Annotated in this window: 25 protein-coding genes; 5 read left to right on the top strand and 20 right to left on the bottom strand. The window is 38.9% G+C overall.

The features are described from left to right. Window positions 1-4: 4 nt before the first annotated feature. Window positions 5-886: a glycerophosphodiester phosphodiesterase gene (locus NSQ25_RS01190; protein WP_326136108.1), complete on the top strand. Its 882-nt coding sequence runs from the start codon at window positions 5-7 to the stop codon at window positions 884-886. A gap of 38 nt (window positions 887-924) precedes the next feature. On the opposite strand, the gene NSQ25_RS01185 is transcribed toward NSQ25_RS01190, so the two are convergent. The 7 genes from NSQ25_RS01185 to NSQ25_RS01155 all read right to left on the bottom strand — a co-directional run bounded on the left by NSQ25_RS01185 (window position 925) and on the right by NSQ25_RS01155 (window position 6,497). Further along, a complete protein-coding gene (locus NSQ25_RS01185) occupies window positions 925-2,313 on the bottom strand; it encodes an amino acid permease (protein ID WP_326136109.1) in 1,389 nt (462 codons plus the stop codon). Between the two features lie 286 nt (window positions 2,314-2,599). Next, window positions 2,600-3,205 carry an ABC-2 transporter permease gene (locus tag NSQ25_RS01180; protein ID WP_046313627.1) on the bottom strand — a complete coding sequence of 202 codons (606 nt, stop codon included), beginning with the start codon at window positions 3,203-3,205 and terminating at the stop codon, window positions 2,600-2,602. Next, window positions 3,189-4,064 (bottom strand): ABC transporter ATP-binding protein, encoded by an 876-nt coding sequence (locus NSQ25_RS01175; protein ID WP_046313625.1) that lies wholly within the window; start codon window positions 4,062-4,064, stop codon window positions 3,189-3,191. The genes NSQ25_RS01180 and NSQ25_RS01175 overlap by 17 nt, the downstream gene beginning before the upstream one ends. A gap of 5 nt (window positions 4,065-4,069) precedes the next feature. Continuing rightward, the gene (locus NSQ25_RS01170; protein WP_003217079.1) at window positions 4,070-4,441 is read right to left on the bottom strand and encodes a GntR family transcriptional regulator; all 372 of its coding nucleotides are present in this window, start codon (window positions 4,439-4,441) and stop codon (window positions 4,070-4,072) included. Window positions 4,442-4,610: 169 nt separating this feature from the next. After that, window positions 4,611-5,738, bottom strand: coding sequence for a DUF418 domain-containing protein (locus NSQ25_RS01165; protein ID WP_326136110.1), 1,128 nt, complete (start codon window positions 5,736-5,738; stop codon window positions 4,611-4,613). A gap of 176 nt (window positions 5,739-5,914) precedes the next feature. Continuing rightward, window positions 5,915-6,202 (bottom strand): hypothetical protein, encoded by a 288-nt coding sequence (locus NSQ25_RS01160; RefSeq protein ID WP_046313621.1) that lies wholly within the window; start codon window positions 6,200-6,202, stop codon window positions 5,915-5,917. Next, window positions 6,195-6,497, bottom strand: a complete 303-nt coding sequence (locus NSQ25_RS01155) for a DUF2089 family protein (protein WP_046313618.1) — start codon at window positions 6,495-6,497, stop codon at window positions 6,195-6,197. Before NSQ25_RS01155 ends, NSQ25_RS01160 begins: the two co-directional genes overlap by 8 nt. A gap of 189 nt (window positions 6,498-6,686) precedes the next feature. On the opposite strand from NSQ25_RS01155, the gene NSQ25_RS01150 reads away from it, so the two are divergent. The 3 genes from NSQ25_RS01150 to NSQ25_RS01140 are packed head-to-tail and all read left to right on the top strand — an operon-like array spanning window position 6,687 to window position 8,735. Continuing rightward, a complete protein-coding gene (locus NSQ25_RS01150; protein WP_326136111.1) occupies window positions 6,687-7,112 on the top strand; it encodes a DUF4064 domain-containing protein in 426 nt (141 codons plus the stop codon). A 13-nt stretch (window positions 7,113-7,125) separates the two neighbouring features. Continuing rightward, entirely contained in the window at window positions 7,126-7,815 is a 690-nt protein-coding gene (locus NSQ25_RS01145; RefSeq protein WP_046313613.1) for an ABC transporter permease subunit, read from the top strand. Continuing rightward, complete coding sequence (locus tag NSQ25_RS01140) at window positions 7,815-8,735, top strand: ABC transporter ATP-binding protein (protein ID WP_046313611.1); 921 nt, start codon at window positions 7,815-7,817, stop codon at window positions 8,733-8,735. The genes NSQ25_RS01145 and NSQ25_RS01140 overlap by 1 nt, the downstream gene beginning before the upstream one ends. 130 nt (window positions 8,736-8,865) lie before the next feature. Here the strand turns inward: NSQ25_RS01140 and NSQ25_RS01135 are convergent, their stop codons facing one another. From NSQ25_RS01135 to NSQ25_RS01095, 9 genes are all read right to left on the bottom strand, one after another. Further along, entirely contained in the window at window positions 8,866-8,997 is a 132-nt protein-coding gene (locus NSQ25_RS01135; RefSeq protein WP_259407243.1) for a hypothetical protein, read from the bottom strand. A gap of 68 nt (window positions 8,998-9,065) precedes the next feature. Next, complete coding sequence (locus tag NSQ25_RS01130; RefSeq protein WP_326136112.1) at window positions 9,066-9,581, bottom strand: HEAT repeat domain-containing protein; 516 nt, start codon at window positions 9,579-9,581, stop codon at window positions 9,066-9,068. 19 nt (window positions 9,582-9,600) lie between these two features. Next, window positions 9,601-11,022 (bottom strand): sporulation killing factor system integral membrane protein, encoded by a 1,422-nt coding sequence (gene skfF, locus NSQ25_RS01125; RefSeq protein WP_326136113.1) that lies wholly within the window; start codon window positions 11,020-11,022, stop codon window positions 9,601-9,603. Next, on the bottom strand, window positions 11,015-11,737 hold the full coding sequence (locus NSQ25_RS01120) for an ABC transporter ATP-binding protein (RefSeq protein WP_034284233.1): 723 nt from the start codon (window positions 11,735-11,737) through the stop codon (window positions 11,015-11,017). The genes skfF and NSQ25_RS01120 overlap by 8 nt, the downstream gene beginning before the upstream one ends. A gap of 225 nt (window positions 11,738-11,962) precedes the next feature. Further along, window positions 11,963-12,361: a RidA family protein gene (locus NSQ25_RS01115; RefSeq protein ID WP_326136114.1), complete on the bottom strand. Its 399-nt coding sequence runs from the start codon at window positions 12,359-12,361 to the stop codon at window positions 11,963-11,965. A 115-nt stretch (window positions 12,362-12,476) separates the two neighbouring features. Next, window positions 12,477-13,241: an ABC transporter permease subunit gene (locus NSQ25_RS01110; RefSeq protein WP_211043979.1), complete on the bottom strand. Its 765-nt coding sequence runs from the start codon at window positions 13,239-13,241 to the stop codon at window positions 12,477-12,479. Beyond that, entirely contained in the window at window positions 13,238-14,155 is a 918-nt protein-coding gene (locus NSQ25_RS01105) for an ABC transporter ATP-binding protein (RefSeq protein WP_326136115.1), read from the bottom strand. The genes NSQ25_RS01110 and NSQ25_RS01105 overlap by 4 nt, the downstream gene beginning before the upstream one ends. Before the next feature lie 14 nt (window positions 14,156-14,169). Further along, on the bottom strand, window positions 14,170-14,361 hold the full coding sequence (locus tag NSQ25_RS01100; protein WP_003217265.1) for a PLD nuclease N-terminal domain-containing protein: 192 nt from the start codon (window positions 14,359-14,361) through the stop codon (window positions 14,170-14,172). Window positions 14,362-14,521: 160 nt separating this feature from the next. After that, on the bottom strand, window positions 14,522-14,878 hold the full coding sequence (locus NSQ25_RS01095) for a DUF2200 domain-containing protein (RefSeq protein ID WP_326136116.1): 357 nt from the start codon (window positions 14,876-14,878) through the stop codon (window positions 14,522-14,524). 178 nt (window positions 14,879-15,056) lie between these two features. Here NSQ25_RS01095 and NSQ25_RS01090 point away from each other — a divergent pair, with 178 nt between their 5' ends. Continuing rightward, window positions 15,057-18,488 carry a restriction endonuclease gene (locus tag NSQ25_RS01090; RefSeq protein WP_326136117.1) on the top strand — a complete coding sequence of 1,144 codons (3,432 nt, stop codon included), beginning with the start codon at window positions 15,057-15,059 and terminating at the stop codon, window positions 18,486-18,488. Between the two features lie 58 nt (window positions 18,489-18,546). On the opposite strand, the gene glmS is transcribed toward NSQ25_RS01090, so the two are convergent. The 4 genes from glmS to cdaA all read right to left on the bottom strand — a co-directional run bounded on the left by glmS (window position 18,547) and on the right by cdaA (window position 24,538). Next, window positions 18,547-20,349: a glutamine--fructose-6-phosphate transaminase (isomerizing) gene (gene glmS, locus NSQ25_RS01085; RefSeq protein WP_326136118.1), complete on the bottom strand. Its 1,803-nt coding sequence runs from the start codon at window positions 20,347-20,349 to the stop codon at window positions 18,547-18,549. Window positions 20,350-20,924: 575 nt separating this feature from the next. Continuing rightward, window positions 20,925-22,271 carry a phosphoglucosamine mutase gene (gene glmM / locus NSQ25_RS01080; RefSeq protein WP_034284242.1) on the bottom strand — a complete coding sequence of 449 codons (1,347 nt, stop codon included), beginning with the start codon at window positions 22,269-22,271 and terminating at the stop codon, window positions 20,925-20,927. Between the two features lie 25 nt (window positions 22,272-22,296). Next, window positions 22,297-23,724: a YbbR-like domain-containing protein gene (locus NSQ25_RS01075; RefSeq protein WP_061110477.1), complete on the bottom strand. Its 1,428-nt coding sequence runs from the start codon at window positions 23,722-23,724 to the stop codon at window positions 22,297-22,299. Further along, complete coding sequence (cdaA, locus tag NSQ25_RS01070) at window positions 23,717-24,538, bottom strand: diadenylate cyclase CdaA (RefSeq protein ID WP_008344027.1); 822 nt, start codon at window positions 24,536-24,538, stop codon at window positions 23,717-23,719. Before cdaA ends, NSQ25_RS01075 begins: the two co-directional genes overlap by 8 nt. Window positions 24,539-24,562 lie beyond the last annotated feature (24 nt).

The raw sequence follows: 24,562 nt of genomic DNA, 5'->3' as shown, positions 1-24,562 counted from the left end.
AAATATGAAGAAAAGTAGATTACTTGCTTACGTGTTGCTCTCTTTTGCTTTACTGTCTTTTGCGTGGGTGCCGGCCACCGTATCGGCACATGAAAACCTTTTATCTCCAGATCGCATCTTAACCGTTGCACACCGCGGAGCATCAGGGTATGCACCAGAGCATACCCTGGCTTCCTACAAGCTCGCCACAAAGATGAATGCAGATTACCTCGAACTCGACCTTCAAATGACAAAGGATGGGCATCTCATCGTGATGCATGATGAAACCGTTGACCGGACCACAAACGGAACAGGCTGGGTCAAAGACCTCACACTTGCCGAAATCAAACAGCTTGATGCTGGTACCTGGTTTAACGAATCCAATCCCGACAGACAAAATGCCAACTATATCGGACAGAGAGTCCTGACATTAGATGAGGTGCTGCGCTATTTCGGTAAACGAGAGAATTATTATATTGAAACAAAAAAACCAGACCTTTATCCGCAAATGGAAGAAAAACTATTGGCCGCCTTAAAGAAACATCATCTTCTTGGGAAACACACAAGAAAAGGGCAGGTTATCATACAATCCTTTAGTCAGGACAGCCTGATAAAGCTGCAGAAATTAGCTCCACGCCTGCCAAAAGTACAGCTATTAGACAGAAACCAAATGACATCCATCACAGACGATCAGCTCGACTTTATCAAAACGTACGCCGTGGGTGTTGGACCGAATTTCAGAGCATTAACACCTGAAAACGTCCAGCAGGTCAGAAGCCACGGACTCCTCCTTCATCCATATACAGTCAACAGCGAAGCAGACATGACCCGTCTACTGCAATACGGCGTCACCGGTCTTTTCACCAACTTTCCAGATGTCTTTAACCGTGTAAAAGCTTCACTCTAAATCAAAAAGCCTTGCGGTCCATCCCGCAAGGCTTTTGATTATTTCACCGTTTGATCAGAAGAAGCTGTTTCAATCGGCTTTCGTTTTCCAATTCCAAATACAAAAAAGCTAAGTGCCACTAAAATCAAGAATCCAATTGCTACAATAAGAGAAATACGCGTATCCTGATTAATGAGCATAAACACAAGAACCATCAATAAAAATCCGATTGTAAGATAGTTAGAAAACGGTGCTAACGGCATCTTGAACGGATGCTTTTCAAGCGCTGCCCCCTTTGCCTTTCTGAAGCCAATATGACTAATCAAAATGACAAACCAAGGCACCATCCCAGGAAGGACGCTCGCACTATACACATAGACGAAAATGTTTGGCGGAGAAACATAATTCAGGACCACTCCTATCGCTAAACCAATCAGCACAGCGAATGTCCCAAAATACGGTACACCGTTCTTCGAAATTTTCGTAAAGAAAGCAGGCGCCTGACCATTCACACCTAATGTATAAAGCATACGGCCCGCACTGAAAATACCACTATTACAGCCGGACATCGCTGCTGTAATGACAACAAAGTTAATAATACCAGCAGCTGCTGTAATCCCGATCTTCGCAAACGTCGCCACAAATGGACTGCCAAGGGTATTCAGCTGATCCCAAGGATACACAGTCACAATGACAAAGATCGCACCGATATAGAAAATCAAAATACGCCAGATGATACTTTTGATGGCATTTGTCAGCGTCTTTTGCGGATTTTGCGCCTCACCCGCTGTAATCCCAATCAGCTCGACACCTTGATAAGCAGCAATAACTAGAGACAATGCAAACAGGAATCCGCTAAACCCACCTGTAAAGAACCCGCCATGCGCCCAAAGGTTAGACAGCCCAATAGGAGTTCCGCCATTTCCAAATCCGAAGAAAATAATGCCTAAACCTGCAATAATCATCAAGATAATTGTCACAATTTTGATCATCGCAAACCAAAATTCAAACTCACCGAACGACTTAACCGAAATCAAGTTGGCTGCTCCTAAAATGATCATCGCAATTAACCCTGGAATCCACGCAGGCAGCTCTGGGAACCAATATTTCATATAAGCCCCAACCGCAATAATTTCAGACATTCCGACAATGACCCACTGGAACCAGTTACTCCAAGCCGTCATATACCCTGCAAGCGGATGAATATATTGATGCCCGAATGTAGCAAATGACCCTGTACTCGGCTCAAGATATAACATTTCTCCCATCGCACGCATAATAAAAAAGATAAAAATACCACACACTGCGTACGCTAGGAGAACCGATGGACCTGTCCACTGAATGGCCTTCGCTGACCCCATAAATAAGCCAACACCGATTGTGCCGCCAAGAGCGATCATTTGAATATGGCGGGCACTTAACCCTCTCTTTAATTCCTTTTGAGCCACTTTTCTTCCCCCTCATCAACAAACAACATAAAAAATAAAAATCAGAATTTTCATTCTGATTGAGAAACATCAATCTTTCGATGTATATTATCATAATAAATCTACCCTTAAAAAACAATTGTTTTTTTGAGGAAAACACTATTAACAAAATATTCTGACATAAAATTAAGTTCAAATTGTTTTATATTGATATAATCAATAACCAGAAAAATCTTCAAAAAAAGACCGCTCACACGGTCTTCTAAGCTCAAACTGTAAATTTATAGGGACATCAGCAATTGCTTTCCTAAAACACTTTCCTCTGATAAATCACAGTAGAAAGTCCCCAAGACAGCAAGTAGAAGAGCATAATCAGCACAGCTGACCCCGTATATAAAACAGGGATCGATAAATTCATAATAAAATCAGTGATCCCACTAAATTGCTCTGCTAAATAGAGAACAACAGGCGGACCCATAGCAGATAATACGATAAAGCCAATGATCACTGCCGTTGTGATATAACCAGGCTTTAAGATATAAAACAATGGAAATGTACACGCCGCGAACAATAAAAACAACCCGCTGCCAATCGCAATATCTGACAGCGAAAACAGCTTCCCAAACACAAATAATGCAGCACTTGTCAGCACGATCGAAATACTCATATAGAAAATGGCGCCAAGATAACGTGATGCGATAATTTCTTTACGTGTATAGGGCAAGGAGTTTAATAGAATATTCGTTTCTGCCTTTTCATCATACGCATATGTGTTAAATGGAATGAAGACACTAGCGACTAGAAACGTCAATACTGGATGGACATCCATGAAAATAAAAAATAAGATAAACGGAATAAAAATAAGTAACTGCTTCTTTTGCAAAATCACATCACGCTTAATTAAATAAAACATGCGCAACCCCGCCTTTCAAATAAAACATGATATCCTCAAGCGACGCCGGTTCAATCACAACAGCATCCCCAAAAATAAGTTTCACCTCATCAACACGATCGGTTAATGCTTCAAATCCGGCTGCTGTACGCTGGATATGGACAAAGGCCTTTTCTGTGTCTCGATCCAACAACTCCAGGCTCCCTTTCACAAGCGCATAACTTTCTGCCACTTCATGAATCGACTGTTGAAAGACCAATCTTCCATTTTGTATAAACGCAATATAATCCGCAATCCGGTCTAAATCAGTCGTCACATGCGTCGAGAAAAAGATCGTCTTATTTCCATCAATCATCAATTCTTGTAACGTGCTGAGCAGCTCTCTTCTAAAAACCGGATCTAAACCAGCAGTTGGTTCATCCATGATAATCAGCTCTGCATGATGCGACAGCGCAATCGCAAGTGAAGCCTTCATCTGCATCCCTTTTGAAAATGTTTTAATCGCTTTATTCAGCGGCAGACCAAACTGTTCAATATATTGATCAAAAAGCCGGTCATCCCAACGTTTATAGGCAGGAGCCACAATCCGTTTGATGTCCTTTAAATTCAACCCTGGAAAAAAAACATTGGCATCGTAAACAAATCCGATTCTTTCCTTAATTTCTTTTTCATGAGTATGATAATCCAATCCAAAGACCTTTATGTCACCTGAATCGGGTTTTAACAAATTCATGATCATTTTAATGGTGGTCGACTTACCCGCTCCATTCTCTCCAATAAACCCTGTAACAAAGCCTTTCTTAACCCGTAAATCAAGATCCTGAACGGAAAAGTCCTTGAATCGTTTCGATACTCCTTTGAATTCAATCACATGCTCCACTCATCTCACTCCTCATATAAAAACTTTAATAACTGCTGCAATTCATCAAAAGATAAGCCTAATTCTTTCCCGTTTGTGACTACTGCTCCAAGCTGTTCCTCGATCACCTTCAACTTCTTCTCTCTCATCACTTCTAGGTTTTGTTCCGCAACAAAAGATCCCTTGCCTACAATCGAATAAATAAATCCCGCTTTCTCTAGCTCTTCATACGCTCGCTTTGTTGTAATCACGCTAATTTGTAGATCCTTCGCCAGTTTTCGAATAGACGGCAGCGCTGCACCTTCCGCAAGCTCACCCGTTAAAATCATCGATTTGATTTGATTCGTAATTTGCTCATAGATAGGCTCCTTAGAATGGTTTGAAATCGTAATTTGCATATAAAAACCTCTTTTTTCAGATAGTTGAAACAAAATATTGTATATACACTATATATACATTATATACACACTAAAAGAATATTCAAGCATTTTAAAAAATGTTCTCCTCATTTTTTTAAAATAAAAAACCGCACAGCCCTTAAGCCATGCGGTTCTTTAACAAAATGCTTTATTTCCAATATACCCATTTTCCCATAAGCCACTCCACAGGACCTCTTCTCCATTTTTTCAAATAGAGATAGCTGATGAACAGCTGTGCTGTGTACAGTCCGACAGCAAGCAGCAGCCCAAACATTGATCCCAATTGTCCAAATAGACCAAGTCCATAAGAATAGAAAATCGTTGTACAAATAATCGACTGCGCTAAATAGTTTGATAGAGACAAACGGCCAAGTCCTGCAAGCAGACGTTTGAGGCCGTCGGCTGCCTTCGAATAGTAGAAAACAATAAAAGCCTGAATATACCCAATCGCCAGCACATAACCACCAAGAATCATCACAAATTCACTCCAAGGCGCATCAATGAACGTCGCACATTTTAGTGCAAGGCCGACGACAATGACCCAGACCCAGCCTTTGCGATAGGTCATCCCTCGATCTTCTTCTGTGAGATGCCCTCGTTTACCAATCACCATGCCTAGCAAGGTGAACGGTCCCACCATCATAGTACCGAAAAGAAACCCTAGTATTGGCATGAACACAATGGTCACGATCGCCAGAATAATAGTCACAATCATCATATCGTCTTCAACAGTAATCCGGCTGACCAAAATATCCCCATAAGCCCCCTTCGCATACACATCAGTTAAAAGCTCATCGTTCCCATAAACGAGGTTCATCATATATGGCACAACGACTAAAGATAACGCCCCTAACACACCAGACCAAATAAGCATTGTTTTAATCCGGCTTCTCAAAAACATCATCAAGAAAAATGTACAAGCTCCATAATAAAGAAGAATGTCACCATTCCAAATAAAGATGTAATGCAGCATCCCAAGCACAATAAGACCAAAACCTCGGCGAACGACTATGGCATTCGTATTTAATCCCTTGGCCTTCGTCAATTCAATCAGCTTGATAAAAGAATACCCAAACAAAAAGGAAAAGATCGGATAAAAAGACCCTTGGAACAAAATTTCCGTCACATATACACCGAATTCCTGCCCCCAAAAACTCGAATCAAACATTTTTTCAAAATCATAATCATATTGAAAATTAAGCATATTCACGATCAAAATACCTAATAAACTAAAACCACGTAAACTATCAATCAACTCAACCCTAGATCCCTTCAACACGACAGCTCCTTCGGACAATATAAAGATAAAGCATATTTATCATACCTTATTTTTAAAATTAAGGATATATCATCCTATAAAGTTGCTATTTTACTGAAGATATTTTGAACAGGAGTTTCATCATCTTCTATTAATATGTAATATGCTATCTCCATATAAAATGACTTAAAAATTTATAATACAATATCCTGTGATTTCATTTTTTCAATTTCTTTTTTCTTCTTTTGATGAAGCATTCTCCGGCCTCGATTCCATTCTTCGATCAAAAGAGCTAATCCCACCAACAGCAATATGATAAAACCAATATGATGATTTACCTGATACGTGAAATATAACCAACCCATTACTACTAAAAAGATAATAGGAATACACGCTCCCCACATCAAATGATTTCGTGTTGATAAGAAATACTGCAAAGCAAAAATGCTAACGATTATAAGAAAGTACAAGATTTCATTCATCATCTTTACCCCTTTCTGCTTTATATTTTTCTATTATACCTTTGGCCACTTCTAAACTGATTTTCTCTTCAATTGCAAGTTTTTTTACATATTTAATCAATGTTTCTTGTTCTAACGTGTCATTTAAACGAATTAATTCAATAATTCTGTCTAGACGAGTCCTGACCGTAGGATAGGACACATCATAATCTTTTGCCATTTGTTTTAAAGAGCCTGAACTGAGAATAAATTTTCTGATAAATTCTCTATCTTCAGCATCTACAGCTAGAATCCACGTAGGAATATCTTTTTCCATGTATCCACAACCTCTCTTTGCTAATAGCATAACATATATTAAATAAAAATGATCATAATTTCAATAATTTTTTTAACAATATTAAATTATTTTAAACTTTGTTAAAAAATATATGGATAAATGAACTATATCCATGATATTGTCTTTTTAAGATAACCAAACAATAAATTGGTATTTATGGAGGCTATTATGAATCAAACTTTAGAAAAATCACTTATTTTTTTAGGAATTTCATTATTTATTTTATTATCGATTGGAAGTTTTATATTGCATGAAGGTACAAGAAATAGTGAGGATACAAACAATTTAATTCAAAGCTTCTTACAAGATGAAAACATCACAGGTATCACACCAGAACAAATAATTGTCATTCTTTCGAACGGAACTATATATATGATCATTTTATCTATGCTAAGCAGCTTAGTTGGGGCAATTTCTTTACAAGTCATGAAAAGAAATGTGCGGGCTGCAGGTATTATGTTAATCACAACAGGTATTTCAAGTAGCTTATTAACTGTTTTCTCTGGCTTAATTGGCAGTGCTGCATATTTAATAGCTGGAATGATTTTAATTTCTAAAAATCATTCAGCCACAAAAAATAAAATCCATCTTTAGAGGAGGGGATGTCATGTTTGCAATAGGATTGAAAGAGTTTAAAGTACTGTTTAAAAGTATACGATCCATCCTAATTGTTTTTATCATCATTGGAATTTCAACAGGTACTGCAAAAATCCTTAGTCAATTTAGTAATCAATTCGATTCTCTAGGTCTAAATGAAAATGCATATGTAGGTGGATTAATGGTTTTACTTTTTATTGCCGCTCCACTTTTTATCACAAGTCTCGCTCATAACGCTGTGAATAAAGAGGTTTATTCTCGTACAGTTCGTTTCTTAGTCACTAAGACGTCCAGAAGTAGTATCTTACTTGGAAAATTTCTCGGGAATTTTCTGTTTTGGGTTGTATGTTTAACAATTTCTTTCATTCTAATAATGCCTTTCTCAAACGCATTTTACTTTTTAGAATTGATTCAGTCCATCATCTTTATCTCGTACTTTTTAGGGTTCAGCTTGCTGCTATCTACTATTATTTCAAGCCCTTCAATTACGATGTTTTTAGGCATAACAATATCCATTATTTTGCCGATCATTGGTATGATCAGCATCGGAACTACAAATGTTTTCATTCAAATCGTAAGTTACATCACACCATATTATTATTTCACAAACGATCAGACTGACTTCACTTATATTGTGGTCATATTCCCTGTCATATTTTTACTCATAAGTATCATCACTTTAAGAAAGAGGGATTTATAGTGTATGCACTTAAAACAAAAAAACTAACAAAAAAGTATGGAAATAAGATCGTGGTTAATGAAATAGATTTGACCATTGAAAAGGGAAAAATATTTGGGTTTTTAGGGAAAAATGGTGCTGGAAAGTCGACATTTATTAATATGATAACAGGCATCATTCAACCAACCGGAGGATACTACGAATTATTAGGTTACAAAAAAGCGCAACAAAAAGAATGTTGGAGGAGAATAGGAGTTCTTCCTGATTACTCATCACTTTATGAAAATATGACAGCCATTGAACATATGGAGTATTTCAGCAAAATATTGAAGTTATATTTGAAGAAAGAGGATTTATTAGAACTCCTTGATAAAGTTGAGTTAAAAGATGCTGCAAAATTAAAAACTAAACACTTTTCTTTCGGAATGAAAAAGAAACTGGGAATTGCACAAGCACTGATCAATAATCCAGAACTCATTTTCTTAGATGAACCTACTTCTGGGGTCGATGCGAACTCAGCATTGACAATCCATTCCATGTTGAAAGAAATCGCTGCAAATGGGACAACTATATTTTTAACATCACATAACTTAAATGAGGTAGAAAAATTATGTGACGAGGTGGCCATCATGAACAAGGGTGTTCTTCAAGCGAAAGGTAGTATCGAGGATTTAAGAAAAACCTATAAAAAGAATTTGACTGTTTATATTAAACACAGTGCCATTTGTAAGAACCAGCAGGAATCTTTATTAAGAGACTTGAAGGAAAACGTGGAAAAATGCAAAATTAACGAATTAAATTCCCATCTAGTGATTGAGGACGAAGCAAGAATCCCAACCATCAACAAACTATTCTTATCAAAAAATATTGATATTTTTAGATTAGAAGTCGATGAGCCCTCTTTAGAAGAAATATTTATGAACATTGACAATCCCATTTAAACAATCCATCAACTGTAGATTTATAAACGACATTTTATTAAATCTACAGTTGATAAGAATACTCTTTATAATGATGTCTGTTCTTCTTCTATGCGCATGACAAATTTAAGATAAAACAAGATGGCCAATCCTAAAAAATAAAGGAAAATTCCCATTCAGAACTAATTGGCACCACTTCAAGAATGAAAATAATCACTAGAACGATACCAACTCCTGCATAGAAAAATGCATTTCTTTTTAACTCTTTATTTGATCGAAACATAACGATCCCCTCTCTTATTTATTCCAAGTTTATGTGGCATAATTTTTATAACATATACACATTTAATATTACTCATCCCCTTTTTCCTTTAGCTGAAAAGCGATAATTTTCCCTAAAGCTTCCTCAGCAGCAAAAGGAGTAACGCTGCCTGTTGGATTTTCTTGTTCTTGTTTTAAGCACTCGTACATGTTTTTTTCAATTTTTGATGGATCAATCCAAGAGATACACCATGATGCCCAGAAACAAGTAGGTCCCTCATAACGTTTAGCCAGTTGCAGAAGGAAGGGCAAACTGGGCTGACCAATCCTCATGAGTGACATGGCAGCGGCCATTCTTGTATCTTCTTCGTCACTTTCTAATAGCCGAGATAGCGGTTCTGCTGCGTCCCCCGCATCTGCTCCAAATTCACCAAGTACAGCTGCTGCAATGTTCCGCAGAGAGCCTTTTTCTTTTAAAGCCTCAACAAGGACGGGCACTGCATCTTTTCCATATTTTCTTAAATCACCTATTGCTTGAACGATCGTTACTTCATTTGTATTGGCCAATTGTTGAACGGATTGAGACAGCTTATTTTCTGGTTTCATTTACAATCAACTCCTCTTTTTAATGAACCGCACGGTATCGATAACAAAGCACATAAAATCCAGCCCCAGCCGCTAGGGATACAATTGTAGTCAACAAGCCATCAGTGATGAGATGAATACTAATCATGACCATAGCACTGATCACAGACGCAAATAGCAATGATCGATAATAGGCGGCCAAAGCAAAACTCCTTTCTCTTCTCAGAGGCTGCATAAAGGCAAAGAGCCGTATGGCCAAAAACCATATATAAACTCCTCCACCAAATAAGGTCCAATACAAAACATCCTGAATCTCAACCAAATAAAGAGAAATCAAGTAGAAAGCATACAGCCAAAAGGTTTGAAAAGCTTCTAACAGAATGATTTTTTGATATAAAGCACCTGGAAAAAGGTAGAGCACTCCTGTTTGTGCGTGTCTTACAATCCCTGCATAATATGAACTAAAAAGAACGGATGCCGCGATGACGATCAAGAATAGATTCAGCCAATCTGAAAAATAAGTAAAGACGACATAGTAAGTACCAATTAACAGCATGGTAAATAGCACATGGAAGGTGATATATTTTTTTATCAGCAATAATTCAATCCAAAGAAAAGCCCAAATGCCCGTTAATGCCGGAAGTCCCCACCATGTCCTGCTCTTTTTTTGAACGATTGGACTTGATTGAATATGTTTCCCCTCAAATTCCTCCCAAAATACTGCTTCCTTGACTAAAGACTCCTTCATCTCTAAACGATGACTAGCCTTGTACATCATCATGAAAGATAGAAACATCACTCCAATAAAAATGAAGACAGAAAGAATGGAGAACTCTTCGATCATACGCCCAGCTTGAAACATCAAAGAATCAGCAAAGTTCATCACTGAGGGCTGTTTCATCATTAATTGATTCAAAACAAGCAGTGCATAGCTGAAAAACATCAATACAAAGCCGAGTAAGAGCAAACGCTTGTATACTCGAATGGTTCTAGCACAAGACATCGCAATCATCCAAGTTTCAACCAAACATAACAGCCCTGTCAGGATGAGTGATTTTCCAAGCAGAAACGGGTACTGATGCGTCATAAAAAACAGAAGTAGATCCGCAGTCACAGCAGAGACAATAAGAAGAGCCCCTCGCCAAAAAATGTGATACAACCATACACTGATGACAACTGTCCATAGAGAAGCGCCATTTCCATATAACCAAATGATATCGTTCATTTGACTAGGCAGCCGATTTGTAAACAAGCCAAACCCCGTATAGAGAACAAACAAACAGACAATGATCCACCCAGCTGCAACCGCATTCCAATCACCCATACTTGAAACTGCGCTTAGCTGAAAACCAATTGCCGCAATGAAAAGAAGTAAGATCAGAAAAGGCATTTTCTTTTCTTGATTTTTACTGATAAAGCGCCTTTGAGATTTCATCCATAATAGGGAGAGTGTGTTATTCACTTGACCACTCCCCCAGAAGTTGAATGACTTCTGCCCTCCACTCACTCTGTTCTTCCTTTAATTGAGGAACATCCATGTTCTTCATGATGGCACCATCTCGAATCAATACCACCCTGCTGGCCGTATCGAGAACGAACTCCAGACTATGAGTCGACACAAAGACCGAGCCACCTTGACTGCTTTTTTGTCTCAGCCAATCCGACAGCCACTGTTTTGACGGTATATCTAACCCAACAGTCGGTTCATCTAATATAAAAAGGGAGGCATCTTGAACAATGGCCCCTGCTAAGACAACACGCTGCTTTTGGCCTCTTGACAGCCTTCCGCACAGTTCATTCATCTTTTTTTCCATATTTACTTCTTTCAACGCTCCATATACCTTTTCCTTGATCTGTTTTAAGCCTTTATGATATCCACGTGCACGGAATTGAACATGTTCAGCAACCGTTAGGTCTGGATACAAATAGGGGTGATCAGGAATAAGCGCGACTTGTTTTTGAACATGGGAATGACCAGGCGGGAAACCCTCTATGAGAATTTCCCCTCCATCTGGTTTATATAGACCCGTTAAACATCGAATCGTTGTCGTCTTCCCGGCACCATTAGGCCCAAGCAGTGCCACAACCTCACCTGCTTCGATGGAAAACGACAAATCCTCTATCCCATCACCATTGCTATATCGTTTGCTTACATTCTGAACCTCCATGAATGGCATCAAATCTCTCCCTTTGATTAGAGTGATGTATGCTTATCTATGATGTGTTATAAAATCAAAAAACGAATGTCATTAGACCTACTAATCTATAAACCTAATATTACCATATAGAGAATAACAAGGTAATAGGAATGAGGTAATCTATTCTATATACAACGGAAAAAGAAAATAGATTATGTACAAAATAAAAAAAGATTGGGTTGCAGTATCCCAATCTTTTATCTATTAACCCAAAACGATCTCCTGACACGCCCAAGCATCCACCTCTACCTTTAAAGCAGGAGAAGCCAATGCCACCACATAAATCATTGTCATACAAGGCAGATGATCGCCTAAAAACTGCCCCATGATTCGTTTCCTGCTCTCAGCATCGAACTCTCCCACGAGATAAAAAACTAGTTTCGTTATATCTTCGACGGCCATATCTGCCGCTTCTACATTTCGTTTCACATTCTCTAATGCTAGTTCGAGCTGCTCCAACGGGCTCTCGGGAATTGTTCCATCCACCTCCATCCCCACTTGACCTGATAAGGTTAACCACCGCTGTGGCCCTGTTGTCTCTATTTGATGGGTATATGGTGCAACTGGCGGGTGAGTGGTCTCAGGATTACGTGATATTCTCATGAATAAAAACCCCTTTTCTGAAAATACAGTCAATTTTTATCATCATATCAAACTTTCTACCTTATTCAGATTTTTATGCTCATAGTAAACCTGAAGAAGCAATCGCAACAGCCTGCTATAATTCTTGTTTTCTAAAAAGAAACCATCCGATGAGAAAAAAGAAAACAATCAATACCGATACACCTAAAAAACTTGTAAGTGCCTGATCCGAATAAGTCCCCTTATGAATCATCTCTTCGGCTGCACTTGTCACGCCTTTAGGCGCAAACTTGCCTAATGTCTCTTCATAAAATGAAGGGACGGTAAACAGAATAAGGTTGATCAAAAGCGACACACCGCCAGCTGTGACAGAGCGTTGAAAGAACGCCGAAGCACAAATGGTCGATACCACAATCAGCAATAAATTTGGATAATAAAGAAGTGTTCCTTTTAACACATTGACCCAATTCACATGCCCAAATTGAATGTCCACATAATAAACAGAGGCAAGCACCGCCACCACCAAACTAAACAAAGTCAAACAGGCATAGGCGCATATTTTCGAGACATAGTAACTCGTTCGACTGATCGGTTTCACCATAATCATCGCGGTTACTCCAGAGGCACGCTCTCCAGCGATCGTCCCCATCACGATCATAATCAGGATAAACACACCTAGCGAATCAAATTTACTCAATGCACTCGCCAAAGCCTCTCCTGCACTAGGCTCTGGTATATAAAATGTAGATCCTTCAGGTAAATTAGCTGATTTCGATAGAAGATCCGGCAGCATTTTGAGCGTAATAGGCTGCGTAATCATTAAAATCGTAAAAATGATTGGCACAAACAACATTTTATAACTAGTGAATAACTCCCTAAATTCCTTTTTCAACATCATCATGCATTCACAACCTTCATGAAAATATCTTCAAGCGTCAGCTTAGATAGTCGATAATGGAGGAGAACACCGCCAGATTCAGTGATAAGACGAGGCAGCTCCTTCAATGCTATTTGTTGATCGTTCACTCGCACCTGATAAGCATCTCCTGTCTCAAAGCATTCCTCCACCCAATCCCTCTCTTTTAACAAAGCCAATAATTTCGTATCCTGTTGTTCTAATTGAAATTCAATCACTGGCTGGATATAGTCTTCTTTGATCTGTTTCATGGAAGAAGACATCTCAATTTTGCCACTGTTGATCATGATAATATGATCTGCCACACGTTCAATGTCATCTAAAATATGGGTCGACATAAAGATCAACATCTCTTGTTTCAGATGCTCAATTAATGTCAGAACGTCTTTTCTCCCCATGGGATCAAGTGCAGACACAGGTTCATCCAAGATGAGAACCTTCGGGCTGTTGATAAGCGCCTGCGCAATGGCAAGCCTCTGCTTCATGCCTCCGCTATAGCTGCCAATGGCACAATCCTTCGCCTCATACACCCGGCAAAGCTTCAACAGCTCCTCTGTTTTGGAGCGAATGATTTTCTTCTCTAAGTGAAATAACCCGCCAACCCAATGCATCCACTCCTGCCCCGTCATATCCTGATAAAATGCAGGATGCTGCGGACAATACCCAATCACATGACTGATTTGGTCCATCTCCTTTGCGACATCCGAACCAGCCACCTTCACGACCCCAGAAGTAGGACGAGCAAGCCCCGTCAAAATCCGGATCGTCGTTGTCTTCCCCGCTCCATTGGCTCCTAAAAAACCAACACATCCAACTTCCCCAACAGAAAAAGAAACCTCTTTTAACACTTCATGCCGTCCATACGATTTCGTCAGCCCGTGACACTCCAACATATTCAAGCGAATCCCCCCTACTAAGATTGTTTACGACCAAATATGAAATACGCAATAGGACCGGCACTCGCCACAAACACAATCACCAAAGCCCAAACCCACTTCACCTCTCCTCTGATCCTCGATGGATCTCTTTTCAGCAAATCAAACAAACCAATCACCATCAAAATCGCTTGCAGCAAAATAAGAGGTAATATCATCTTCATATCCATCCACGCCACTCCCTTTTCAAACGCCAATTTGTTTTGGTAACACTTCTTTTGACGACATGAAGAGGGAATTCGTTCAAATAGGTTTTATTTTATTGGTCGAATGGTCTATAAATATAAAAAATCCCAGTGAAAGTAAGTTCACTGGGATTGCTTGTGATGATCATGATGAACCTCGCAAAATCTTTTCCATCGTCTTTCCTTTCGCTAACTCATCAATCAGCTTATCTAGATAACGAATGTTTTTCATGGTTTCTTCCTCAATGTCCTCTACCCGAACACCACAAATGACGCCTTTGATTAAACTGCGGGAAGGTTGAAGCTCAGGAGCCTCAGCAAAAAAAGTTTCAACGTCTGTCTGTTTGTCCACCTGTTCCTGTAGCTCTTCCGGACTGTACCCCGTCAACCAACAAATAATCGTATCGACTTCAGCCTTTGTTCGTCCTTTTCTCTCTGCCTTTGCGATATAGAGAGGATAGACTTTTGCAAAGCTCATTGTGTAAATTTTATGTTTGGTCATTTGTTATTCCCCTTTTCTTAAAGTACTTTTATCCATGCATTAGGAGATAGTTAGCCTAACCTTTTATGTCCGATCTAGTATGAAGAAGCTAGCTACAAATAAACATTGAAATAATAACCATATTTACATAAATTATGATATAATTACTCGTTATCAACATGTGAAAGGAAGAAGAAAATTGTCTAATTACGATTTTCATGCATTACTTCAACCATTAGAGTTTGAAGTGTTGGTATGTGATGTAGTCTCTCAAAGAGATAACGTTCCCTTTAGAACCTTTAAAGAGGGGCGAGATCAAGGCATTGATGGTTTTTATACAGACGGTAAAACTGAAACCGTCATACAAGTAAAGCGTTATGCTCAGCAAGCTTTTAAGCCTTTAATACATTCTTTAAAGCAAGATCTACAAAAAGTTCGCAAATTAAAACCAGATCGCTATATCTTAGGGATATCAATGGCGTTAACACGTCAACAAACGAAAGATATTGTTGAATTATTTAAAGAATTCAATGTGACTGAGCACGATATATTAGATAGAGTTGAACTGAACAGACTTCTTTCACAGCCAACTTACAGAAAAGTGATAATTAATCAACCAAAGCTTTTAATTCCAAACTCAAATGTGCTTGAACACTTGTTAAAAGAATATCTACATAGTCGTATTTATAGAGAGTCTGCCTATAGATTAAAAGATGCTTGTAAAACAGCAAAAACTTTTATACCCTCAAAAGTCTATAGATCAGCAGTTACAAATTGGGACATTAACCGAACTATCATACTTTCCGGAGAACCAGGTGTTGGAAAAACAACTATCGCTCAAATTCTAGCTTTAGCCCATTTGTATCAAGATCAATTAAACGGATTTAGATGGGTATACTCAATCGATGATATATACAGTATGTTAGATGAAGACCAAATACAAGTTTTTATTTTAGATGATTACTGGGGAAGTATCCTCGAAAAAGAAAAGAATAAAAAAGAAGAAGAACGCTTAGCTAAGTTAATAAAGGATATCGAAAATTTTCCTAATGATACAAGATTAATTATTACAACAAGAGAATATATTCTTCAACAACTCATTCATAAAAGCCCTTTACTAAAAAAAGTATTTGATAACTATACCTTAATTTGCAACTTGGAAGCATACTCAGAGAGTGAAAAAGCAAGTATTTTATTTAGTCGTCTCTACTACTCAAAACTAAACTATGAGCATGTTAACTATTTGCATCTTCATACAGATAAAATTGTATATCACGACAATTATAATCCAAGGGTACTATCACTATTTTTAGATCAAAAACCTCAAAATTATGAAACACCAGAAGATTACTTAAATCGATTGTTAAATTATTTAGATTGTCCAAGTGATTTTTGGAGAGATATTTTTGATAATTTATCTAACGAAGCAAAGTTTTTAGCTTTTTTACTACTAATTACTTCAACACCTTCATTACAAGAGGATGTAGAAGTCGGCTACAAAAATTCTTTACATTATTATTTCAATGAAACGCATACGAAGAATTTAAGTGAGAGTCTTAGAGAACTTGAAGAAACCATGATCAAGACCGTTTATGATGATGAGTATGATGATATCTTTATATATTTTATAAACCCATCAGCACAAGATTTTCTGCTTGACTTCTTGAAAGAGAATTGTGAACAATGGATTCCTAAACTACTGCCTTGCTGCTCCTTCTATAATCAATTATTTTTTCTACTTAAAAATATATCACCTTCTTGTAGTTCAAATATTAGTGAACAGATCATACAAAGTTGCATAGAACATTATGATGATTATACAAATAGTTTTTCAGAAAACGATAATATATACAATATTGATATTTTAGAACTAAAAAAGGGGAGCTTAGATAGATTCTTTGATTTACTTAGAATTTATCTAACACAAAATCAAAAACAACCGAGACTTTATAAATTTTTAGAGTATAAAATCAATCAGTACTGTATTGATATGGGGAGTAATGATCCTAAAGAATATCGATATAATGATTTGCATAATTTACCTGATTATATCGTAAGTTGCACAAATATTGGAATGGCTTTTAACGGTTATAAATTAATAAATAAATACTTCAAAAACGCCTTTAGTGTGTTTCATTATAAAGCAATGGAGCGTTTTCGAGAAATATTTCCTAAGGAGTACGAAATATTTTATGAATCTTTTAACTCAAAAATCAGAAAAAATATAAAACAATTAATTTTTTCAGAGTTAGATTTTTTAGATGAAAACTCCATGGATGTAGAATTAGATATGTTAATTGATAGCATACCTGAATTATGTGATTTTTTTAGCGTTCAATACTCAATAGAAATGGATAAAGAAATTGAGCTTTTATATGGTCGTTCTCCTACACGAATAAATAATGACTATTCAATAACGAACAGTCATTTGCCAACTGAGGATAATTCAAGTGAACATGACCTAAATACAGTAAAATATAACGCATATGATTGGATGTACGGAAAAGAAGAGGCATTAATAGAAAACGATGAAGTTATCGAACTTATATCTAAAAGCAAACTTTCGAATGTGGTCAAAGATAAACTAATTCTCACATTAGACAATTATTCACCAGTTTACATCTATCAATTACTAAATACGAAAGAATCTTTGAATTTGTTAATTTCAACGTTAGAAAAAGACGGTTCAATAATGCCTGAGAGAGAAAGCGACTTATATATGAAGATGTTAACCCATTTAACTCAAGGTGATTCCACATTATTAATAAATTTAGCTAACTTTTGTATTGATTCATTTTATTCATTCATGTATCGGGAAAAACCTTTATTCCGAAAAGGAGAATTTTTAAAAAGTAACATTTATAGAGATCATTTAGCAGATAATCCTTCACTCAAAAATATTGTTTATGACCATTTAATATTAGAGGATGAACAGTGGTTACAATTTATTCATATTCCATTATTCGTCGCTTGCTTTTCGATGAGTATATGTTTTAGCGTTGATGATGATGAATTACTTGAAATCTACCCTGAAATATGGGGTGAAAACTCAAAAAAAATTAAACAAATAAAACTGGAGAATGGAAAAGAATTATCCGAACTATTTTATCCTGAATTTGGAGAATACTATATCTATAACAGTGAGTGGGAAAGCATATTATATCGGCTTTTCGAAGAGTTAAAACCATATCATTTTAATCAATTCTATGTTGAACCTGCCATTAAGCGATTTATGAAGCACTTGGGGCATGGCGATGAACCATCAAAGGTATTACAACTCATGTCTACTATGAAGCTGTTATTGGAATATGAACAGCATGATGAGATTAATCATATTGGCCAACAATATAGTATTAATGACGAACAAAATCTTATTGAGAAATTAGAAATAGCTGATTTTGATTTTTGGGATTTACCTCCGATTCACCAAAATACATTGACTTCTTTAATTAAAGGTAACTTAATAAAACGTAAATTACATAATTGGGAAGTACCTGTTTACAAAATAGAGAACATCTCTTTATTAAAAGAGCTTGGAGTTTATAGTCAATCATTAACATCCATAAAAAAGATTGAAAATCTCCTTAAACGCTTTGAAAATGGTGATTATTCGCAAATAAAGATAACCTGAACCAAAAAACACCCCTTTAACAAATTCTCTAAGGGGTGTTTCTTTAGTAAAATTAACCCTACTCCACCGTCACACTCTTCGCAAGGTTACGTGGTTTATCCACATCACACCCGCGGTGAAGGGCTGCGTAGTAAGCAATCAGCTGTAATGGAACAACAGATGCAAGTGGTGCAAGTGCTGGGTGTACAGCTGGAAGGACGAAACGGTCGCCTTCGTCTTCTAGGCCTTTTAGTGAGATGACACATGGGTTTGCTCCGCGTGCAACGACTTCTTTGACGTTACCGCGAATGCTGAGGTTCACGTGCTCTTGTGTTGCAAGGGCAATGACCGGTGTGCCTTCTTCAATTAAAGCAATTGTGCCGTGTTTGAGTTCTCCGCCAGCAAAGCCTTCTGCTTGGATGTAAGAGATCTCTTTTAGCTTCAGTGAACCTTCAAGGCACACATAGTAGTCAAGTCCTCTTCCGATAAAGAATGCGTTACGTGTCACTGTGAAGAAATCACGAGCGATTTGTTCCATTTCATCCTTTTGATCCACAAGGGCTTCCATTGCGTTTGCTACAATACCAAGCTCTTTCACAAGATCAAAGTCAAGAGATTGACCGTTTAATTCAGCTGCAACAGATGCAAGGATTGAAAGTACAGCGATTTGTGCTGTGTAGGCTTTTGTTGAAGCCACTGCAATTTCAGGTCCTGCATGAAGAAGCAATGTGAAGTCCGCTTCACGAGAAAGCGTAGATCCTGGTACGTTTGTGATCGTTAATGCTTTATGACCAAGTTCTTTGACTTGAACAAGTACAGCACGGCTGTCGGCAGTCTCTCCAGATTGAGAAAGGAAGATGAACAACGGCTTTTTCGATAGAAGCGGCATGTTGTAAGAGAATTCACTTGCTACATGGACTTCTACAGGTACTTTTGCCCAGTCTTCAATGTATTGTTTACCGACAAGTCCAGCATGGTAGCTCGTTCCGCAAGCCACAATGTAAATGCGGTCTGCTTCTGCTACTGCGCTTGCGATATCGCCAGCAACTGACAGCTTGCCGTTTTCGTCTTGATATTCTTGGATGATTTTACGCATAACAAGCGGCTGTTCATCCGTTTCTTTTAACATGTAGTGAGGATATGTGCCTTTCTCAATGTCGCTTGCATCAAGCTCAGCGATATAAGAAGGGCGTGTCATGATATCACCGTCAAGGTTTTTAATAATAACCTCGTCTTTTGTGACAATGACCATTTCTTTATCCATTAATTCCGCATATTCGTTTGTTACTTGAAGCATCGCCATTGCGTCAGAAGCCACAACGTTGAAATCTTCGCCGAAACCAACCAATAATGGGCTTTTGTTTTTCGCCACATAGATTGTTTCTTTGTTTTCGTTATCGAAAAGGGCAATCGCGTAAGAGCCTTTTAGTTGAAGAAGCGTTTGACGGAAAGCTTCCTCTGTATCAAGACCTCTGTTTACAAATTGTTCGATGACTTGAACAACAACCTCTGTATCTGTGTCGCTTTTTAGTGTGACGTCTTGTAAATATTCGCGTGTCAATTGTACATAGTTCTCGATGACACCGTTATGAACAAGCGTAAAACGGCCAGAAACACTTTGATGCGGATGCGCATTTAGATGGCTTGGTACACCGTGAGTTGCCCAGCGTGTATGTCCGATTCCTGCTGAAGATGCCACGTTTGCATCCACGACTTCACGAAGCTCAGCGATACGTCCTTTTTCTTTGAACACATGCACGCCATCTTCGTTTGCCACAGCGATACCTGCTGAATCATACCCGCGGTACTCAAGCTTCTCTAAACCTTTTAGTAAGATTTCCTTCGCATCATTCTGACCAATATAACCTACGATTCCACACATAAATTTTCTTCCTCCCGATCATGTGAAAGGGACAAAGAAAGCCTACTAAAATAGAAGGGACATTTCTTCGTCCCTCTCTACATGTTTAATTTGGGAGATCATGTGTATTCCCTTTGTACAAAGAGTCACCTCTTTGCTTTAAAGAAACACTTACGGCTGTGATCTCTTTTTTTGATCAGCCGGGAGGCATCCGCCGAAAATTCGATAACCTCCATCCTCGTCAACTAAGCATCTTTCGTCCGATCGCTTAGTTCGGGCGCTATAATTATAAGAGAGTTTCTGAACATCTACCCTGCCTTTCCTGATAGAATAAAAATCCAGTAACACAAGGATGATTGTACTATAAGGTCTGACCTCCGTCAATCACAATGTGCGGGTAATCCCCTTCATTTGAGAAAGTGAGACCTCCATACACTATATGCGATGAGGCTTGTCTCGTTCTACCTTTGATGTGCTCTCCTATGTATGAAGACAGCGGCAAATTGCCCTCGCTTATAAGATTCGTACAAATCCATCCATTTATGTCGCTTATTCGAAAAAAAAGCAAACCGCTGTTAGCGATTTGCTTTCATCTATTACTCAATACCCATTTCTTCTTTCACAACAGCTGTAATTCGAGCCACATATTCATTACACAGCTCTTTTGTTTTCGCCTCTGCCATGACACGTACAAGCGGCTCTGTTCCAGATGGACGAACAAGAATGCGGCCGTCACCATTCATCTCTTTTTCGACCTCTTGGATCACCGCTTTTACTTTTTCATTTTCTTCTACTTTATATTTATCAGACACTTTCACATTCACTAAAAGCTGCGGGAACTTTTCCATTTCCGCTGCAAGCTCTGATAATGTTTTTCCTGTCGCTTTGAGCGTATTCACAAGCATGATCGCAGAAAGCATGCCATCACCTGTCGTATTATAATCAAGGAAAATCAAATGACCTGACTGCTCACCGCCGACATTATAGCCGTCTTTTTTCATCGCTTCGACCACATAGCGGTCCCCAACAGCTGTTTGAATGCTCTTAATGCCTTGCTTCTCAAGCGCTTTATAGAAACCAAGGTTACTCATGACCGTTGACACGACGGTGTCATCCTTTAACCGGCCTTCATCCTTCAAATAACGTGCACATATGTACATAATTTGATCGCCGTCTACGATATCACCTTTTTCATCGACTGCAATTAAACGGTCACCGTCACCATCAAACGCAAGACCAATATCTGCACCCTTCTCCTTCACAAAAGCAGAAAGTGCCTCTGGATGAGTGGAACCTACACCATCATTGATATTCAATCCGTTTGGAGATGTTCCCATTGTGGACACATCAGCATCTAAATCTGCAAATAAATGTGTCGCTAGAGAAGAGGTTGCACCGTGTGCACAGTCAAGCGCCACGTGAATACCTGTAAAATCCTCGTCCGCTGTCTGCTTTAAGAATTGCAGGTATTTCTGACCGCCTTCAAAGTAGTCGTTCACCGTTCCAAGATCGGCTCCAACTGGGCGTGGTAATTGATCGACTGGCTGATCCATCAGCTGCTCAATTTCGTTTTCCTGTTCATCTGACAGCTTAAAGCCGTCACCGCCAAAGAATTTAATGCCGTTGTCTTGAACTGGATTGTGTGAAGCAGAAATCATGACACCCGCTTCAGCATCCATTGCCTTCGTTAAATAAGACACACCAGGTGTTGAGATCACACCTAGACGCATCACTTCGGCTCCAATTGAAAGTAAGCCTGCAACAAGCGCTCCTTCTAACATATGACCAGATACACGTGTGTCTCGACCAACGAGTACCTTTGGACGTTCTTTATCCTTCGTGAGCACATAGCCGCCAAATCTCCCAACTTTAAATGCGAGCTCTGGCGTTAATTCGCTATTCGCTACACCCCTTACACCATCAGTTCCAAAGTACTTGCCCATGTTTCAATCGCTCCTTTTTTACCATTCAAGAGGACGCTTCGTCCTCTTTTTTATCTTCTTTGACCCGCTGTCTTTGACTCGATTCTTTCTTTGCTTTATCTTGCGTGGATTCTTCTTTACTCTTCTCACCCTGATCATCGTCATCAGTTGATGGATCTTGTTGATCTTTTTGATTCTTCCGATCATTCGTCGAAGCCGGCTGATCCTCTGTTTCAGTAGAAGTGAGTTTCACTTTGACCTTTGATCTCGATAATGTCCAAGTCACATTTTGAGGACCATTCACTTGAACTTTGACCTCATGGGTTCCTTCGTTCAAGTCCCCTGCATTGATATAGGCTTCAACATCTGAAGCCTTTAGTTTATCAATCGCACTCTTTGATCCCTTTGCTGTTAACGTGAGCCGTCCAGAAGAGGGGCTCACAAAATCAGATGTGAGATCCTTGCTCAAACCCACGACAGAAATCGGTACATTATCGATCTTTTTTTCTTCAGCTGTTGCAACCTTCACTTTGATCTTAACGGTTTCGGGTGATACCTTTTTCACACCATCTGGCAGGGGAATTTCGGCATCAATCTCCGTATCATCTTTGATCTTGCTTAAGTCCAGCTTGACGCCATCAATAAAATCAAGTGCATCCAGCACCTTTTGAGAGCCGTACACTGTGACCTCACTCGGGCTTGTCTCAATGCTTGAGATGCTGATCCCTTCTGGCAAGCTGCCCGTCCGCTCAATTTTAAAAGGAACCTTTTTGCTCGGGCTTGAGATTGGGACCGTAATATCCACCACGGACGGACTTACTTCAACTGGCAGCTCATTCCCGCTGCTATCATACACAGTGAGCTTCGCTTCTTTTTCAATTTGCTGATCGACATCCTCTAAGTTTACAAAAGCTTTAATGACAGAAATTTTGTCGATGACGTCCTTTGATCCAGTAACTGTGACCTTTTTCGGATTCACAATGGGCTGTTCAGGTGAATAGCCGTCTTTGATTTTATTTTGATTATAAAACTCGGTTTCAACAGGAAATTCAGCTGTCGTTTTTTCTTGTATCGTCACAGTCGTCACAGATGGATTAATCGATAGTGTGAGTCCCTTCGATACATCTCTTGCCTTCAGCTCCACTTTATGTGTACCTGTCGATAAGTTCTGCATGTCTGCGTAAATTTCAAAATTCTTTGTTTGTCTTGCTGTTTTCACAGCACTAGTTGATCCTTTAATCGTGACATTGACTGTCTGCGGCACACCAGTGACGACGTACTTCTCGTCATCATAATACGCTTTAACAGGAATGTCGGTTAAAGTTGCTTCATCTGTCGTCGATGTTGGGAAAAAGGATTCACCGATTTTTTTCGGCGTGGGCGCTTGCGCTGAATTGACTGCACCATACAGCAATAAAGCGAAGACCAATGCAAGAAGCTTAACGGCCCAGCGATTATTCAAAATCTTATCCATTTTTCTTGCCCCTCCAATACCATTTGGTCGAGGAAGCATCTTTGCTGTTCTTACTAAATTCAGCAATCAGCATTTCTTCAAGCGCTTCTTCTGTCAATTCTCGGTGGAGATCACCATTCCTTGCGACAGAAATACCGCCAGTTTCCTCAGAAACGATGACAGTTAAGCTGTCTGTCACTTCACTAATTCCGACTGCAGCCCTATGACGCGTCCCCAGCTCCTTAGAGATAAAAGGGCTTTCTGACAGCGGTAAATAGCAAGCTGCAGCTGCAATCTCATCCCGCTTCATAATGACAGCACCGTCATGAAGCGGTGTATTCGGAATGAAAATATTAATGAGCAGCTCTGAACTCACCTTTGCATTCAAAGGAATTCCTGTCTCTATGTAATCATTCATTCCGGTATCGCGCTCAATTGTCAGCAGCGCGCCGATTCTGCGTTTCGCCATATAGTTAATTGCTTTTGTAATTGCCTCGATCGTTTTCTGCTGCTGTTCCTCTACAGGTGTCCCGCTTCTTGAGAAGAAACGGCCGCGCCCAAGCTGCTCAAGCGCTCTCCTTAGCTCTGGCTGAAAAATAATAATGATCGCAAGGAATCCCCACGTAATCGCTTGATCCATCAGCCATTGAAGTGTGTTAAGACCGAGATACGCACTTCCCATCCTGACGAGAACAATGACCACAATTCCCTTTAAAAGCTGAACCGCTTTTGTTCCGCGGATGACCATCATTAATTTATATATCACATACCAAACAACGAGAATATCAACAGCATTACCGAGGTACTGCAAAAAAGGAATATCCCCTAAAGCCATTTCCTCGTCCTCCAGAATTTTCAG

The organism is Bacillus sp. FSL R5-0512 (assembly GCF_038593295.1).
Classification (GTDB): domain Bacteria; phylum Bacillota; class Bacilli; order Bacillales; family Bacillaceae; genus Bacillus; species Bacillus safensis.
This window is presented reverse-complemented; position numbering and strand designations above follow the sequence as displayed.

What these genes read in the sequence shown, in the direction of transcription:
- NSQ25_RS01115 (WP_326136114.1), bottom strand. Translation starts at nt 12,361, where the DNA reads ATGAGAATATCACGTAATCCTGAGACCACTCACCCGCCAGTTGCACCA.
- cdaA (WP_008344027.1), bottom strand. Translation starts at nt 24,538, where the DNA reads ATGGCTTTAGGGGATATTCCTTTTTTGCAGTACCTCGGTAATGCTGTT.
- NSQ25_RS01120 (WP_034284233.1), bottom strand. Translation starts at nt 11,737, where the DNA reads ATGCCATTCATGGAGGTTCAGAATGTAAGCAAACGATATAGCAATGGT.
- glmM (WP_034284242.1), bottom strand. Translation starts at nt 22,271, where the DNA reads ATGGGCAAGTACTTTGGAACTGATGGTGTAAGGGGTGTAGCGAATAGC.
- NSQ25_RS01190 (WP_326136108.1), top strand. Translation starts at nt 5, where the DNA reads ATGAAGAAAAGTAGATTACTTGCTTACGTGTTGCTCTCTTTTGCTTTA.
- NSQ25_RS01095 (WP_326136116.1), bottom strand. Translation starts at nt 14,878, where the DNA reads ATGACCAAACATAAAATTTACACAATGAGCTTTGCAAAAGTCTATCCT.
- NSQ25_RS01160 (WP_046313621.1), bottom strand. Translation starts at nt 6,202, where the DNA reads ATGAATGAAATCTTGTACTTTCTTATAATCGTTAGCATTTTTGCTTTG.
- NSQ25_RS01150 (WP_326136111.1), top strand. Translation starts at nt 6,687, where the DNA reads ATGAATCAAACTTTAGAAAAATCACTTATTTTTTTAGGAATTTCATTA.
- NSQ25_RS01155 (WP_046313618.1), bottom strand. Translation starts at nt 6,497, where the DNA reads ATGGAAAAAGATATTCCTACGTGGATTCTAGCTGTAGATGCTGAAGAT.
- NSQ25_RS01130 (WP_326136112.1), bottom strand. Translation starts at nt 9,581, where the DNA reads ATGAAACCAGAAAATAAGCTGTCTCAATCCGTTCAACAATTGGCCAAT.
- glmS (WP_326136118.1), bottom strand. Translation starts at nt 20,349, where the DNA reads ATGTGTGGAATCGTAGGTTATATTGGTCAGAATGATGCGAAGGAAATC.
- NSQ25_RS01075 (WP_061110477.1), bottom strand. Translation starts at nt 23,724, where the DNA reads ATGGATAAGATTTTGAATAATCGCTGGGCCGTTAAGCTTCTTGCATTG.
- NSQ25_RS01180 (WP_046313627.1), bottom strand. Translation starts at nt 3,205, where the DNA reads ATGTTTTATTTAATTAAGCGTGATGTGATTTTGCAAAAGAAGCAGTTA.
- NSQ25_RS01110 (WP_211043979.1), bottom strand. Translation starts at nt 13,241, where the DNA reads ATGATGATGTTGAAAAAGGAATTTAGGGAGTTATTCACTAGTTATAAA.
- NSQ25_RS01100 (WP_003217265.1), bottom strand. Translation starts at nt 14,361, where the DNA reads ATGGATATGAAGATGATATTACCTCTTATTTTGCTGCAAGCGATTTTG.
- NSQ25_RS01170 (WP_003217079.1), bottom strand. Translation starts at nt 4,441, where the DNA reads ATGCAAATTACGATTTCAAACCATTCTAAGGAGCCTATCTATGAGCAA.
- NSQ25_RS01145 (WP_046313613.1), top strand. Translation starts at nt 7,126, where the DNA reads ATGTTTGCAATAGGATTGAAAGAGTTTAAAGTACTGTTTAAAAGTATA.
- NSQ25_RS01135 (WP_259407243.1), bottom strand. Translation starts at nt 8,997, where the DNA reads ATGTTTCGATCAAATAAAGAGTTAAAAAGAAATGCATTTTTCTATGCA.